The 13338-nt window shown below is 37.0% G+C and carries 14 protein-coding genes, 1 tRNA gene and 1 pseudogene; 2 read left to right on the plus strand and 14 right to left on the minus strand.

The features are described from left to right. Window positions 1–19: 19 nt before the first annotated feature. Window positions 20–769: an IclR family transcriptional regulator gene (locus FPL17_RS06410; protein WP_005315942.1), complete on the minus strand. Its 750-nt coding sequence runs from the start codon at window positions 767–769 to the stop codon at window positions 20–22. Between the two features lie 272 nt (window positions 770–1041). Between FPL17_RS06410 and FPL17_RS06415 the strand changes: the two genes are divergently transcribed. Then, complete coding sequence (locus tag FPL17_RS06415) at window positions 1042–2712, plus strand: FMN-binding glutamate synthase family protein (protein WP_159884030.1); 1671 nt, start codon at window positions 1042–1044, stop codon at window positions 2710–2712. A 51-nt stretch (window positions 2713–2763) separates the two neighbouring features. Here FPL17_RS06415 and FPL17_RS06420 read toward each other — a convergent pair whose 3' ends face one another. The 9 genes from FPL17_RS06420 to FPL17_RS06465 all read right to left on the minus strand — a co-directional run bounded on the left by FPL17_RS06420 (window position 2764) and on the right by FPL17_RS06465 (window position 10320). Then, window positions 2764–3345, minus strand: a complete 582-nt coding sequence (locus tag FPL17_RS06420) for a hypothetical protein (protein WP_420867268.1) — start codon at window positions 3343–3345, stop codon at window positions 2764–2766. Between the two features lie 71 nt (window positions 3346–3416). Then, a complete protein-coding gene (locus FPL17_RS06425; RefSeq protein WP_159884034.1) occupies window positions 3417–4145 on the minus strand; it encodes a hypothetical protein in 729 nt (242 codons plus the stop codon). A 49-nt stretch (window positions 4146–4194) separates the two neighbouring features. After that, window positions 4195–4713: a DUF4124 domain-containing protein gene (locus FPL17_RS06430; protein ID WP_159884036.1), complete on the minus strand. Its 519-nt coding sequence runs from the start codon at window positions 4711–4713 to the stop codon at window positions 4195–4197. An 83-nt stretch (window positions 4714–4796) separates the two neighbouring features. After that, window positions 4797–5825, minus strand: a complete 1029-nt coding sequence (locus tag FPL17_RS06435; RefSeq protein WP_159884038.1) for an alpha/beta hydrolase — start codon at window positions 5823–5825, stop codon at window positions 4797–4799. Then, window positions 5825–6961 (minus strand): YdcF family protein, encoded by a 1137-nt coding sequence (locus FPL17_RS06440; protein WP_159884040.1) that lies wholly within the window; start codon window positions 6959–6961, stop codon window positions 5825–5827. The genes FPL17_RS06435 and FPL17_RS06440 overlap by 1 nt, the downstream gene beginning before the upstream one ends. An 8-nt stretch (window positions 6962–6969) precedes the next feature. After that, window positions 6970–8004, minus strand: a complete 1035-nt coding sequence (gene murB, locus FPL17_RS06445; RefSeq protein WP_159884042.1) for a UDP-N-acetylmuramate dehydrogenase — start codon at window positions 8002–8004, stop codon at window positions 6970–6972. Window positions 8005–8017: 13 nt separating this feature from the next. Next, window positions 8018–8527 carry a low molecular weight protein-tyrosine-phosphatase gene (locus FPL17_RS06450; protein WP_159884044.1) on the minus strand — a complete coding sequence of 170 codons (510 nt, stop codon included), beginning with the start codon at window positions 8525–8527 and terminating at the stop codon, window positions 8018–8020. 836 nt (window positions 8528–9363) lie between these two features. Beyond that, window positions 9364–9831 (minus strand): BLUF domain-containing protein, encoded by a 468-nt coding sequence (locus FPL17_RS06460; RefSeq protein WP_005189133.1) that lies wholly within the window; start codon window positions 9829–9831, stop codon window positions 9364–9366. 39 nt (window positions 9832–9870) lie between these two features. Then, window positions 9871–10320, minus strand: coding sequence for a BLUF domain-containing protein (locus FPL17_RS06465; protein ID WP_159884046.1), 450 nt, complete (start codon window positions 10318–10320; stop codon window positions 9871–9873). 545 nt (window positions 10321–10865) lie between these two features. Between FPL17_RS06465 and FPL17_RS18990 the strand changes: the two genes are divergently transcribed. Further along, window positions 10866–11201: a hypothetical protein gene (locus FPL17_RS18990; RefSeq protein WP_005203261.1), complete on the plus strand. Its 336-nt coding sequence runs from the start codon at window positions 10866–10868 to the stop codon at window positions 11199–11201. A 116-nt stretch (window positions 11202–11317) separates the two neighbouring features. On the opposite strand, the gene FPL17_RS06470 is transcribed toward FPL17_RS18990, so the two are convergent. The 4 genes and pseudogenes from FPL17_RS06470 to bla all read right to left on the minus strand — a co-directional run bounded on the left by FPL17_RS06470 (window position 11318) and on the right by bla (window position 13195). Next, the gene (locus tag FPL17_RS06470; RefSeq protein ID WP_005189149.1) at window positions 11318–11527 is read right to left on the minus strand and encodes a cold-shock protein; all 210 of its coding nucleotides are present in this window, start codon (window positions 11525–11527) and stop codon (window positions 11318–11320) included. Window positions 11528–11631: 104 nt separating this feature from the next. Further along, window positions 11632–11852, minus strand: a pseudogene (locus tag FPL17_RS06475) (transposase). Window positions 11853–12048: 196 nt separating this feature from the next. After that, window positions 12049–12125, minus strand: a tRNA-Met gene (locus tag FPL17_RS06480). 212 nt (window positions 12126–12337) lie between these two features. Next, window positions 12338–13195 (minus strand): class A beta-lactamase, encoded by an 858-nt coding sequence (gene bla / locus FPL17_RS06485; protein ID WP_159884048.1) that lies wholly within the window; start codon window positions 13193–13195, stop codon window positions 12338–12340. Window positions 13196–13338: the final 143 nt, after the last annotated feature.

The following is a 13338-nucleotide window of genomic DNA, read 5'->3' on the forward strand; positions in this document are numbered from 1 at the left end:
AGCATTCAGCTCACTCTTTTTATACATCGATCAGTTTATTTAAATCACTTGCCGCCTGACGTAACAAAGGCTCATACGCCACTAGATCTTCAAGAGACTTTCTTATTGTGGGTGCATGCACATATAGGCATGCGACAATGGTACCTGCTCTTTGAATCGGGACTGAACACGCCACCATACCTGAAATAAACTCTTCATTATCAGTTCCAAGTTTATTCAAAAAAATTCGCTCCAGATTTTCTTCAAGTAATACTGGATCGGTAATGGTATTTTTGGTGAGTTGCACAATCGGGAGATGTTCTAATATATTTTTCCTGCGATTCACAGGCTGAAAACTTAAAAATAATTTTCCACTCGATGTACACCACAAAGGTACTGTCGCACCAACGGGTAAATAAACCTGTAGCGGCCAATTCGCCTGAACCCTGTCGGTATAGAGCATTTGATTATCACTGAGTATTGCGATACCACAGGTTTCATTAATCTGATCAGATAGTTTTTGCAGGATTGCCAAGCGTTCCATCTTTCGAGGTTCCTGCTCCCAAGCATTCATCAGCAGCTTATAGGTGCGATCACCTAAAATATAACCACCATACATATCCGTCTTCACAAACTTTTCTTGTTCTAAAGTTTGCAATAAACGATGGATACTTGGCTTTGGGATATCTAACTCTACCGAAAGATCTAAAGGTGATGGTGGATGTTTTGCAGTTGAAATTGCCTCAATAATGTCTAAAACTCGAGTAATTGATGAACCTTTTTTATTCATTTTTAAGTCCTAAAACCTGCATATCGCTAATTTCTTTTCGAATACAGTACATCTATATTTATGAAAGTTACCAATATTCAAGATAGTAATCGTGTTAGGAACATGGATTCAAGTAAATCTTCCGCTGTAAACAGGAAAGTTACTTTCCAATAAAGAATCAAATAAGTAGGCTTATAAGAGAATAATTCTCATATCTAACAATTCATTACTTGAGCTTGTGTGAGCTTCTTGGCATCGTTTGTCAGTTGCTTCATTATGGGAATCTCCTGCCGATGGCTAGTCCAGCGCAAGCTATAAGACATAAATTACTTAACACTTTCTTTTCAAGACATTCTGTTTGGTTTCTTTGTATTTTTACTGCTTTAACCATTACTTGGTTTAAATTTACCTATACCCCACATACTATTTATTATTTTATATCCGATACGCTTTTAAACGGTCTTTGGTTAGTCACTGGATTACTCAGCATTGTTGGTTTACGCGATTTACTGCAAAAGAAACATGCCATTTTAAGAAACTATCCAATTTTGGGACATTTTCGTTTTCTTTTTGAAGATGTTCGCCCTGAAATTCGTCAATATTTCATAGAATCAGATCAAGATGCCCTGCCTTTTTCACGCATGCAACGCAGCCTTGTTTATCAACGTGCAAAAAATGAAAATGCTGATAAACCGTTCGGTTCAATTATTGATGTCTATGATCCAAACTATCGCTTTATTGTGCATTCAATTGCCCCTTGCCCACCTGCGAACCCAGAATCTTTTCGCGTCCTGATTGGTAATGCGCAATGTAGCCAGCCTTATAGTGCATCGATCATGAATATCTCTGCCATGAGTTTTGGTAGCCTGAGTGCGAATGCAATTCGCGCATTGAACAAAGGTGCACATTTAGGCAACTTTTACCACGATACAGGTGAAGGTAGTCTAAGCCCCTACCATCTAGAGCATGGTGGCGATATTGTCTGGCAAATTGCTAGTGGTTATTTTGGTTGCCGTACCGCTGAAGGCTTATTTGATCCAGACAAGTTTGCACAGCAAGCCAAAAATCCGAATATTAAAATGATTGAGGTCAAGCTTTCCCAAGGCGCGAAACCAGGTCACGGCGGTATTTTGCCCAAGCATAAAATCACTGAAGAAATTGCTCGTATTCGTGGCATTTCCAGAGACCATGACTGTGTTTCCCCTTCTAAGCACCCAAGTTTTAACACCCCAATTGAAATGATGCATTTCATCCAAAAACTCAGAGAGCTTTCAGGCGGTAAACCTGTTGGCTTTAAATTATGTATTGGCCAACCATGGCAATTTATGAGCATTGTCAAAGCCATGCTCGAAACCAAAATTGTGCCTGACTTTGTGGTGGTTGATGGCTCTGAAGGCGGAACTGGTGCAGCGCCAATCGAGTTTAGTGACTATATTGGTACACCACTCAGAGAAGGTTTGCGCTTTGTACATAATACACTGGTGGGTGCAGGACTTCGCAATCAAGTCAAAATTGGTGCCAGTGGTAAAATGATCAGTGCCTTTGATATTGCCAGCACCTTTGCCTTAGGTGCGGATTGGGTCAATTCCGCACGTGGCTTTATGTTTGCGGTAGGTTGTATCCAAGCTCAAAGCTGTCATACCAACCAATGTCCTGTTGGCGTTGCAACGCAGGATAAAGATCGCCAAAAAGCGATTGATGTTCCAAGCAAAGCAGAACGTGTGTTTAATTTCCATAAAAACACGTTACACGCCTTATCTGAAATGATTGCTGCTGCAGGTTTGCATCATCCATCCGACATTAAAGCACATCATTTGGCACAGCGGATGAATGATCGTGAAATCAAAAACTATGCACAGATCCACTTCTTCTTAAAAGAAAATGAATTGTTGCACAGCGATTTAAATGATGACGAGAATTTCTACTATCGTATGTGGAAAATGGCAAATGCCAATCAATTTTAATGAAAAACAAGCCACCACAAGGTGGCTTGTTTTTAATCTAATACCTACAAGTTAGCGACTTACCAGACGATAAATACCGAAAATCACAACCATTAAAATCACTAAAAATTTGAGATAAGAGGTCCAATTATATTGCGAGCCTTTACCCTGCCAGACCTGAACCTCAACGGACTTAAACTGAATGTTTGAAGCTTCCATTAGTTCCGCATGAATACTGTAGATCATGCCGTTATTTTGTTCATTTACCGAGAATGGATCGGAACTAACGACCAATAATAGAGACTCATTTAAATCATAGGAGTGCTTATCATCACTTTGAAAAACCTCAGGGTGATAACCATTAGAGGATTCACTCTGCACACCCCCGATCCATTTTAACTCGACTTTACCCTGTTGCTGAGTCGCTCCTTTTGCAACAATAACAAAACGATATGGATTTTTGCTGTGATCTGCTTGAAAACTAATACCTATGTTCGGCCTTTTAAAAGTGTCCTTTGGCTTTTCAATAACAGCTTTATTCAATGCATCAATTTCACTTGACGTTAAAAGAACGGAATTAACTAAACTTTCCCCGTATTCACCAACTTTAGGCTCATGGGCTACTTTTCCACACGCAGCCAAGCTAAACATCATGAATAATAGAAGTGTGAACGTACCCAATTGGTTTTTTAAATTTATATACATTTTTTTATCAAAACCTTCATTTAAAAAACACTCACTGAAATATGCCTATTTAACATCCAACGAATCACAGGAGCTTGTTCTTCTGGGGGGAGAGACAAAATATATTCAAAAGTCCGTATGACCACCTCACACTGTTTATTCTTGTCTTGTGCTGTTTCCCCAGCATTGAGTAAGTCAGCATCCTGACCATAATCTTGACGTAATTTATCAGCAATCTGTCCCCATGCCTGCGGAGCTTGCATACGATCAATGGAAGAATGAGCTCCTTGATGCATTAGAATATATGTTAATGCCGCTACAGTTTGCTGCTGTGTAGCTGAACTCAGTAATGCCTTTCGCTCATCTATACTGGTTTTACCATAGAGAGGGAAAGCAATTGGAAAACAATTCCCTTTACGTTTGGCATCATAAAGCTGTTGTAAATAAGCTTTTGTCCATAACCTTTGCCCTTCATCATCCGCTTGTTTTTCGACAATATCACGTAATTTCCACCACAATGTGCTACTTACAGCAGCAAGCATTTCTTCTGGCTGTACTGAAGCATTCGCGGTTTGCTGTAGTGTTTCATAATCCTTGGGCAAGTGTTGCTTTAACGGCTGCAATAAAGAGATTTGATCTAAAGCCTGTTGTCTTTGTTCAATTGGATTATGATTAATGGACTGATCTGATGTTGCATCGCGATGAGAACAACGATTTAACAAGAAAAAAGTTGCAAAAATAACCCCAATTACAATAAATGCTGCTTTCACGACTAATTACCATTTTTTAATATTTATCAATGTATGTCTTTAAAAACATCTACCTTTTCAATGGGCAAGTCGGACTAGTCTGAGTCAACAATGTATTGGTGGCTGCATTACAACTCACATATACGCTGCCATCATCCGTACAAACTCTTGCGGCATAAAATCGACTGTTATTTTCAACTAACTGAGAGCGACGATCAGAATAACGAGCAAATCTTTGTAAAGCCATAATGCGCTGTTTACATTCAGGGAATTCAACAATTGCTCGTTGAAACTCGGATTGTCTCGTTTCTGTTCTAGTTTTATTATTTGCTAAATCCTGTGTATAAGCATTTTTTTCATAAGACATTCCTTGCTGCCTTTGCTGTTCCATAGAACGACAATCACCCGAAAAGCCGTCCGCAACTGAGCCTGTGCATGCTGTTCTTTGTGCTGTCTTTGTTGCACATGGTCTACTTTGATATGTTGTTCCCTGACTGGTTACGCACTTATATAACTCTTGTGCGAAAACAGGAAAAGAAAAACATAACAAAATAAAGACACAAAAAACCCTTAATGTATCTATTTTCATTATTACCCCAAACATCTAATTTATTGATATTTTTTTAAGATATGAGAAATTCTATCATTTAAATAATAACGAAAAAAGCACAATTAATAGTAATGGTGATTTGGTTTTGCATGCAGGAAAGCAGGAATTAAACCCGTCAATGCCGCACGAATATCTGCACGTTCATTAATTAATTGATGCGAGCCCTCTTCCAGCATCAATAACGTCTGCAATCTAAACTTACGGCGAATATATTCAATGTTATAACGCCAATCTACAGTTTGATCTAAAGCACCTTGTGCGAGCCACACAGGAATACGACATGCAGGTCGTTGTTCCATTTCCAGCATCCATTTTGACATCGCCAAAATCCAGTCCATGCCCATCATTCGAGGTTGTAAAGGATCTTTTAAACGAACAAAACGTAGAAACTCTGGATTATGGTTATTACGGCGGAAATGTCGTGGTACTTGGCTTTTGATCCGACGAATAATGCCTAGACCAACTGAGTTATGCCACCAAGCCGTTTTCGCAGGCCGGATCAAAGGCGACAACAATAATACACGGTCAACAATAGGATCTTCTCTACGTTCTGCATATTCAAGTAAGTGATGCATCCAAATAGCACCACCCGTACTCTGTCCAATCCCTAGCCACGGCTTTGGTAATTGTTTCGCACCACGCACGGCATCATAAACTGCATGTAACACTTGCTGATAATGATCAAAATTCTGAATACTGGCTGGTGAGCCATTGCTTAAACCATGTCCAGGCAGATCGTAAGTGACGATGCTAAAACCCTGATCTAGAATCTCTTTAATAATCGGCTGGTAAATACCACTATGTTCCAAATAACCATGTAGCAAACACACGCTACCTTGGATTTTTTGTTGTTTCGGCTGAAATACTTGGACATGTAAGCGAAACAATGGCATTTCTACATAACCCTGCCAATGCTCACAATCCAATAAATGTAAGCCATATAATTTACGATAGGCTTGCAATGGTTTCGAGATTTCAGTGACACTAGATAAGTCCAGAGGTTCAAGCACCTGTGGCGTTGTCTCTCGATTGGGTACAGGTAAATCCAGTTGTTTTAAAATTGTCGGATTTAAAAATGGAAGATCGGACATTATGGTATCTCTCGACAATCACTTGAGCCAAATAACATATCACGTATCGTTGCCAGCATTTCATAGTTCGCACGGCGGCTATGATCATAGTTTTGTTCACTTGGACGCCATTGAGTTAATGTTGTTGGCATCGGAGCAACCACAGGAATCGTTTCAATTCCATTCAAGGCAAACAAACGACGAGTACGCGGCATGTGGTATTCATCAGTAATGAGGATCACTGTTGGTGCACCGCCTTTCTTTTGCAGCAATAAAGAACTGAATCGAGAGTTTTCACAAGTATTCATACTGCGATTCTCAAGTAGCTTCGCTTCAACACCACGTTCTTTTAACCATGCTTGCATATAAGGTGCTTCAACACCACTCAGTACAATTGGTAATGCATATTTCTTCTCGACTTGTAATGTTTTTTCCAAGCGCAAGCGAGTGTAGTTATTCACAACAATATCTTTACCATTTGCCCCAAGCGTCAAGCCGCCACCCAATACGACGATTGCATTTGGTTGCGAAATACTTTGTTGCTCGGCCGCACTATCTTTGTTTTTTTTGAGTTCAATCAAGTCTTTATTGGTCTGATCTTTGTCATCCTCGCTCACAGGCAATGCGATCGGATAAGTTTCTAAAAAGGCAATATACTTCCCCATGAGTGCCTGATTATCAGGTGTATTCCATTGCAAAAAGTCCAATGGTGTATTGATCACAACTGCAGAACTCTCCTGATCCTGATCAGGCTGCTGTTCACTCATTAATGGAATATTCGGTTGCTTTTTCTCATATTGGTTTTCTTTTTCTTGCTCTTCAGCAATCAATTCTTGCAGCAATTTATAACGCGCTTGAATTAACCTTAAATCCTCTGATTTTTCAGATTGAAAGGTTTTTTCCATAAGCTTCAAATAGGCCTGACGAGCAATCCACAAATTAGAACCTGGTTCAAGCGTTTCATGTTCACTTAAAGCTGCAGGCCGTTGACTTTGTGCCGCCACTTCATTGACATCGACAGGGACAAAACGATTCAAACCTTTTACAACAAACTGTGAGTAAAAAGGTGAATATAAAAAAAGTACAAAACAGCCTAATAGCACGAATAATATGGTAATTACCCGTACTAAACTGACCATCCAATGTACTTTCGCCATAGATTTCTTCACCCACTATGCGCTTGAATCAAACCTTGTTCACTGTATAACACAGGTTCAGGTTCCAATAGAATACTAAACTTTTGTTTTACATCACTTTGTACAGCCTGATAGGTATTTTGTACATCCGCTAGAGTCGCCTCAGCATAATTCACCAAAACCAAAGCTTGCTTATGAAACATTCCAACCGAACCTAATTGCTTACCCTTCCAACCTGCTTGATCAATTAACCAGCCTGCAGCCACTTTAACACTGCTATTTGCCTGCGGATAATGCGGAATGTTTGGAAATTGTTGAGTAATTTTATCAAATTCAACTTGTGCCAAAATTGGATTCTTAAAAAAGCTTCCAACATTTGGGAATTCTTTCGGGTCTGGCAATTTACTTTGGCGAATTTGTATCACCTGATTTTGTAAGTTTTCTGCGGTCAATGTATCGCCTACTGCTTGCTTAAGATCACCATAATTCAGTTTAAGCTCAGCTTGTTTCAATAGTTTAAAAGTCACACTGACAATGATGTAACGATTGGGATGATCTTTGAAAATACTATGGCGATAAGCAAAATGGCAATCTTGCGCAGAGATCGAATCAAACTGTTTTAGTTCACGATCATAAACTTGTACCGATTCAATAAACTCACCCGCTTCCACGCCATAAGCACCAATATTCTGTACAGGTGAAGCGCCGACTAACCCTGGTATCAAAGCAAGATTTTGCAATCCAAACCATTGCTGTTGCGTACTATACAAAACAAAGTCATGCCATACTTGCCCAGCACCCACTTTAACTGTAATGGTATTTTCATCTTCAGAAAGGACTTCAATGCCCTGAATATTTAAATGCATTACCAAGGCTTGTACTTGCTGCGGCAATAAAACATTACTGCCACCCGAGAGCACCAAAACGTTTAAATGCTGCTGTTCCGCAAATGCTAATGCCGCAATCACATCATCTGGATGATTGATTTGCACATAATGTGAAGCAATCGCATTCAAATTTAATGTATTTAAGTTTTTAAGCTGAACCTGCGCTTGTAGCTGCATATTAAATTAAATCCTATTGCCCTACTTTCATTTGCTTTTTAAAAATATCGACCCATGCTTGGCTGCTGGATTCACACTGATCAAGTACTCGATTAAATCCATCTGCACCACCATAATAAGGATCTGGTACAGCTTGTTGACTAAACTGCGGATCATGTTCACTCATCAATGCCAACTTGGCGCGAATCTGATGCCTACCAAACTGTTGCACAGCCTTTGACATGAGTGTTTGAATATCATCAAAGTTTTCATGATCCATTGCTAAAATCAAATCAAATTCAACAAAGTCTGCTAAAACAATCTGTCTGGCACGTAACGTAGACAAATCATAACCACGTTTTACCGCATGCGCCTGACTGCGTGTATCTGGTGCTTTATTTGGATGGTAATTGCTTGTTCCAGCAGAGTCGACTATGACATTTAGGCCATGTGCATCACAATAATGTCTGAGAATCGCTTCCGCAGTTGGAGAACGGCAAATATTCCCTAAACAGACACATAACACCTTATATTGTGCTGTCATCAGAGAAAAGTCCCAATATTTTGTTTTATAAGGAGATTAAAATATTGCATGCAAAATTCCTGCAAAATAAACGCAAAATGATTAAATGTCATTATGCCTGAATTGACCTTTCTGACATCAGCTATTTTGTCAAAAATTGCTTTGATTTGAAAGGAAATAGTGTTTGTCTCTTTTGAATATTCTGTATGAATATGTACTTTTTTGGAATTAACAATGTGTACCACGCACAACCGTTGCAAGAAACCTTACTGAACAATCAGATTGATAAAGAAACTTAATTTTAAAGTTTAGGTATACAAAGCTCAAATGTAAGGAAACCGAGGAAATGTGAGATTCCTAAAAATTAAGATCTTTCAAATTATAGACTTACAGTACAAAGCTGCGCTTAAATAAGAATTCGATATAGACAGTTACATCTTCTAATTTATCTTAAAAATTATTTTACATTCTGAAATGTGACTCTATCCTCGAATTGTATAAAATTACCACTACCAATCTTTTTTAAGAGGCATTTTTTTGAAGATTAATGCAGTGGTTCTTCAGGATGAAGACTTAAAGTTACATAAGCTCCAAAAAGTTCAAGACTCCGTGTACGATTCAACCCACAAGAATAGAGTCTCAAATTGGCTATGGATTTATGCTGAAACAGCCGAGTTTTTTAACTTTGATATATGGGATGAGCTAGACAATGCCTACGTCAATAAAGTAATTCATTATAAGAACAAGCTTTACAAGGTCATTGAAATTAACTCTATAGGTAAAATTAGATATTCCTGAACCACTTAAACACTGCACATTTACCTAAAATCTATCCTCTCATAGCTTCAATCAATTTTTCAAAGATATGGGTGAATACCTCTTTGATTTAGACCCACTCTTTTACGAACGCGAGTTTGATTTTCATTCAATAATGCTTCAAGCAATCCATTCAAATTTTGATCATTCAAAACAGATGGGATAAATTCTTCACAGCCTAACCGATTAAAGAAAATATCGACTTTCGAGCTTTTTTGAACATACTTCATAGACCAGTTTTTAAAACTATATTTCTGAATTTTTTTAACTTCAAATTCAATAATACTGTTATGTCTAGCGTCTTTTTTGATACTTTCGAATAAAGGTAAAACAATAAAGTCTTCCCCTTCTAAACATTGGAAGAATGCATTATTTGCATAATACAAAACTCCAAATACAGCATTCTTGGAATTAAAGTCTCTTGCTACAGTCAGGATATTGCTTAGATCATCAATCAGATCGTCAGCAAGACCTTGTCGTGAACTTGCATAGCACAACTGAATCTTCATTTTCTTCTCTTATGTACGATGCACGGTTAAAATTGGATACTAGCCATTTACTTCAAAAACATATGGCTCTGTCGCATACTCTGAAGCTAGAAGCTCAATGAATGATGGGATTGAATTTGTAGTAAGTAAGAAAGGATTAAAATCATCTCTATGGTTTTCTAAGAAGAAATCCCCTAATCTTTTATTAATTGGTGCAAACTTCATGTTCCAATGTTTAAAAAGTCCAAAATCACATTTTTCATAAAATAAAATTTCGCAGTTTTTATGACGATCATCTTTTAAAATTTTTTCATAGAAAAGCTCGTCAATTTTACTCTTACGCCCTTCTAAACACTGAACAAAGTATCCATGCCCATAGTAAAGAACGCCTGTAATTTCATTTCTAGAATTGAAATCTACAGCTGTATCCAAGATTTTTATCAAATCCTGTTTAAGATCTGGATAGATATTGGTGGCCTTGCTTGCGTATAAAACTCTCACGAACTCCATTTTGATCACTTCCAGCTATAAAATTATATAATAGGGAAAAGCTAAACCTACCGACTAAAGTTAAAAGTCTATAGGATCAGCGACTACAATAAAACTGTCTAATACAATACATGCATTTGTTTTTTAATACTATTTTAATTTTTTACTTCATTACATATGCCTTCTGCCATACTTCTGTTAAAAAATATTAATGGAATTTTGGCAACTCCAGAGTAATTAAAATTAAGCATTTGATATAAATAAATATTAAATTTTAATTCGAATTACTTATTGATTAAATAATAATCAAATGTACGAAATTTCTTATGATCATGTAAGCCAAAGATTATACCGTTAGATTTTTGAATAACTATAATTTTCTCATACACCAGTATTTCGATAATCCATTATTTTTATTGAGTTTAAAATTCTAGCCATGATTATTTTAGACGACAAAACCAATAGATAGGCTTACTTTAAAAATGGTGTACATACAAATCCCCACCTTTGAGATGAGGCCCTTAAAGGTGGGGATTTTCTTTTCAACTTGAATTAGAGGAAAAACAATGAATATCATCAAGAATTTTTTTATTTTTGCTCTTTCTGTAATAATTATTTCTCTAGTTATAATCGTGTTTGACAAGATGGGAATGAACCAAAACTTTAATTTATTCTTTTCCTCACTCTTATACTCTGTATTTATCACACTGTATTTTAAAAATTTTTTGGTCAGTCTTCTATGCTTTTCTGTGTTTTACACGATACTATTTCTATTAAGTCATTCTCTAGAAGTTTTGTTGATGCTTTTGACTTCATTATCTACGCTCATTTTAATTGAAACGCTTATGCCAAAGCTAAAAAAGAATGTAGTCATTCCACTTTATAAAACTGATGCTTTTTAATTTCTTAGTCAATATTCGAATACAAGGCTGCTAGACGCATTGAAAACTCAAGCTCGAATCAATTGAGTAAAAAAAAAGCCCACATGAAGTAGGCTTTTTTTACTGTTCTAAACGAGTTAGATAACAGTGATCAGCGTTGCTTGTGGCCCTTTTTTACCTTGTCCAGGCACATAAGAAACACGTTGGCCTTCGCTCAAAACTTTGAAGCCACTGCTTTGAATTTCGCTGAAATGAGCGAATAAATCTTCACCTGAATCAGCTTGAATAAAACCAAAACCTTTAGTTTCGTTGAACCACTTAACTGTACCAGTAGATGTATTAGACATATTTTAAACCTTTTATACTTTACTTAAAGATCAAATCAAAGTTTCAGTAATGACTTGATCCATTTAATCTTTTTAAAAAAAGATACTACAAATGTGTGAATTATTTATATCAATCGATAAAGCTGATTAACATCAGTATAGAAACTTTTTCCATCTAAATTAAAATCAATTTCCAGACCCGAATCTAAAAGTATTTTTTTCCAACCTCAACCCATTTAAAACCTTCCAACGTATTTTGTTGACGTTTAAGTGGGATAATTTGCACACAGATTTCATTGCCATTGCTGGCTTTGGCTACACGCCATTCATTAATAATTTTTAACACACAATCACTCTTTAAAGAGCTCAAATGATTGATTTTATTTACTATACGCTAGACAGATAAGAGATGATAACTGAGTTTCTAGAATTTAATAATATTTAGCTTTATTTAGGATTATATAAGCTAATTTCAATTGCTATTTGTTCTTTCCAGAATAGCAACTTTAAATACATCAAAGAGCAAAATTAATTAAATCGGTTGGTAGCGGGAGCTGGATTTGAACCAACGACCTTCGGGTTATGAGCCCGACGAGCTACCAGACTGCTCCATCCCGCACCGATGAGTTAGCTTTATAGGCTCATTATGCTAATTAAGCAAGTTTAATATGGATTAATAATGACATACGCTCAATTTACAACCTATTTATCCGTTTTTTAGGATAAAATATGCTTTTATTTGAGAATCAGCTCCTGTTCGCACAAAAGCAATTATTGAAATAGATAGCCCTCTAATAAGGACTATCTGACTGATCTAATGAATAGTCTTCTTTATTTAATCAAATGCTCTTTTACAATATGATCACTTAAAAGTTTAATTACTTCTGAGCGTTCATCTAGAGAAGTTTCACTTTTTCTCACATAAATACTGATAAATACAGGCGCATGGCTTTCCGACCATACCATTGATGTTAAACCTCTGATGCCATAATCACTGGCGCCTGTGCGATCTGCAATTTTCCACCCTTTAGGTAAAACAGCTCTTAACATATTGTCTGCAACTTTATTTCCTATCATCCAATCTTTTAATTGCGCTTTTGAGCTTTTAGATAACACATTGCCCATCAATAACTTTTTCATACTGGCATTCATAGCATTGGGACTGGTTGTATCTTGCATATCACCTTCGGGATTAATGACAAGATCTGGTTCATATCTATCGGATCTTGTCACTTCATCACCAATTGAACGCATAAATGAAGTTAGACCTGCTGGTCCTCCACCAGCCTCTATAGCAAAGTTTGCTGCCGTATTATCACTATATGCAGTTGTAATTTCACAAGCCTGTTTGATCGTCAGTTTTTTATTTACATAATCTTTGACGACTGGCGAATAAGTAACAAGGTCTTTTTGCTGAATCGTTTTTGAATGATCTAAGCTAAGTTTTTTAGCATCAACCTTTGCTAAAACATTCGCACAAGCAAGTGCTTTTACCGTGCTGTCTAATGGAAAGCGTTTATCTCCATTAATAGAAATCAATTTATCATCCATATCTAATATAGATACACCAATCTGCCATCCCTTTTCGGATAGTGTTTTGACCTGCTCTTCGAGGGTGGCAGCCATGCTAACTGACACCGAAGAACCAAACAAAACCACAGCCATGGCAGATTTCAATAACGATTTCATATTGCATCCATATATTAAAAATATTAAAGCAATTAAGCGTAGCATGGTAAAAAACGGCAAGCTTTCACTCCTGTTGGTTTTTCACTCAAATAAATGTAAAGCAATAACTCTCAAGACCAAGTTCGGAGTTGATCTTTTGTAAT

Origin of the sequence: Acinetobacter dispersus (genome assembly GCF_009884975.1) — a bacterium.
GTDB classification, from domain to species: domain Bacteria; phylum Pseudomonadota; class Gammaproteobacteria; order Pseudomonadales; family Moraxellaceae; genus Acinetobacter; species Acinetobacter dispersus.

Coding starts and splice junctions, on each gene's coding strand:
- FPL17_RS06410 (WP_005315942.1), bottom strand. CDS start 769: ATGAATAAAAAAGGTTCATCAATTACTCGAGTTTTAGACATTATTGAG.
- FPL17_RS06415 (WP_159884030.1), top strand. CDS start 1,042: ATGGCTAGTCCAGCGCAAGCTATAAGACATAAATTACTTAACACTTTC.
- FPL17_RS06420 (WP_420867268.1), bottom strand. CDS start 3,345: ATGATGTTTAGCTTGGCTGCGTGTGGAAAAGTAGCCCATGAGCCTAAA.
- FPL17_RS06430 (WP_159884036.1), bottom strand. CDS start 4,713: ATGAAAATAGATACATTAAGGGTTTTTTGTGTCTTTATTTTGTTATGT.
- FPL17_RS06435 (WP_159884038.1), bottom strand. CDS start 5,825: ATGTCCGATCTTCCATTTTTAAATCCGACAATTTTAAAACAACTGGAT.
- FPL17_RS06440 (WP_159884040.1), bottom strand. CDS start 6,961: ATGGCGAAAGTACATTGGATGGTCAGTTTAGTACGGGTAATTACCATA.
- murB (WP_159884042.1), bottom strand. CDS start 8,004: ATGCAGCTACAAGCGCAGGTTCAGCTTAAAAACTTAAATACATTAAAT.
- FPL17_RS06450 (WP_159884044.1), bottom strand. CDS start 8,527: ATGACAGCACAATATAAGGTGTTATGTGTCTGTTTAGGGAATATTTGC.
- FPL17_RS06460 (WP_005189133.1), bottom strand. CDS start 9,831: ATGAAGATTCAGTTGTGCTATGCAAGTTCACGACAAGGTCTTGCTGAC.
- FPL17_RS06465 (WP_159884046.1), bottom strand. CDS start 10,320: ATGGAGTTCGTGAGAGTTTTATACGCAAGCAAGGCCACCAATATCTAT.
- FPL17_RS18990 (WP_005203261.1), top strand. CDS start 10,866: ATGAATATCATCAAGAATTTTTTTATTTTTGCTCTTTCTGTAATAATT.
- FPL17_RS06470 (WP_005189149.1), bottom strand. CDS start 11,527: ATGTCTAATACATCTACTGGTACAGTTAAGTGGTTCAACGAAACTAAA.
- bla (WP_159884048.1), bottom strand. CDS start 13,195: ATGAAATCGTTATTGAAATCTGCCATGGCTGTGGTTTTGTTTGGTTCT.